The 1,335-nt window shown below is 67.4% G+C and carries 1 pseudogene; it reads left to right on the top strand.

Annotation, left to right across the window (positions count from 1 at the left end):
- Positions 1-1,335 (top strand): annotated as a pseudogene (locus tag EN984_RS39085) (RNA-binding protein); the annotation flags it as partial.

Here is a 1,335-nt window from a genome sequence, read left to right as displayed (position 1 = left end):
GAGCGGCAGGCTGGTGCGGTCCGCGTCCTCGACGAAAGCTCCAAGCGGCGGCGCGTCGGTCTATTGTCGCAGGCCGAGGCCGACCAGGCACAGCCGCTTTTGTCGCCGCTCTACTACATCAGGCGGGCGCTGCAGCCCTTCGCCGATCTGGTCGAACCCTCCAGCGCCGATCTTGCCGACGCCATACCGCAAATCCTCGACCAGAAGCCCGCGATGATCGTTATGGCCGATATCGGCACCATTCCCGGACAGGTCCGGCAGAGACTTGTCGATTGGGTCGACAATGGCGGCACGCTGGTGCGTTTCGCCGGTTCGCGGCTGGCCACCGCGGGCGATGACGACGATTTGCTGCCCGTCCGCCTTCGCACCGGCGAGCGGTCGCTCGGCGGCGCGCTGTCATGGACGTCGCCGCAGCCGGTCACCGAATTCCCCAAGGCCGGCCCGTTCGCCGATCTGGCGCCGCCGACCGAGGTCACCGTCAGCAGGCAGGTGCTGGCCGAGCCGACACCCGATATCGTCGAGCGCACCTGGGCGGCCCTTGCCGACGGCACGCCGCTGGTCACCGGACTGAAGAAAGGCAAGGGCACGCTGGTGCTGTTCCACGTCACCCCCGAGGCAACCTGGTCGAACCTGCCGATCTCTGGCAGCTTCGTCGAGATGCTGCGCCGCATCGTGCAGCTGTCGCGCAACCAGGGCGCGGCCATCGCCAATGCCGAAGCGGCCGCGGCGTCGCTGGCGCCCTATCGCATGATTGCAGCCGACGGCTCGCTGGTGCCGCCGACGCCGGATGCACGGCCGCTTGTACCGGGCGCTGGCGCGCTGCCGGTGACTTTTGAAAACCCGCCCGGTCTCTATGGTTCCGAGACGGGTGTATTTGCCCACAATCTGCTGGAAGCCGACAGCAAGTTGGCGCCCCTGGCGCGCCCGCAAATCACTGTTCCGGTCACCTCGATCCAGTATGCCTTTGACGAATCGCGCAGTTTGAAAGGCACGCTGGTCGCGGCCGCCCTGGTGCTGATGCTGCTTGATACGCTGGCGGTGTTCTGGATGGGCGGCCTGTTTTCACGCCGGCCGCGCCGCGCCGGTGCCGTGACAACCACCGCCGCCGTCCTGATTGCGCTGGGTAGCTTGTTCGGTCATGCCGACCTTGCCCGCGCCGACGACGCCAAGCCGGGTGACGAAATTGCCATCGAGGCGATTTCGAAGACCCGCATCGCCTATGTGCTGACCGGTGTGCCGGGCGACGATTCGATCAGCCGCGCCGGGCTCGAGGGGCTGACGCGATTCCTGGTCGAGAAGACGGCGCTGGAACCGGGCGAGCCGGCCGGTGTGGAC

Source organism: Mesorhizobium sp. M7A.F.Ca.CA.004.12.1.1, assembly GCF_003997835.1.
Lineage (GTDB): Bacteria > Pseudomonadota > Alphaproteobacteria > Rhizobiales > Rhizobiaceae > Mesorhizobium.
The sequence above is the reverse complement of the archived record's forward strand: the minus strand, read 5'-3'. Positions and strand labels throughout refer to the sequence as shown.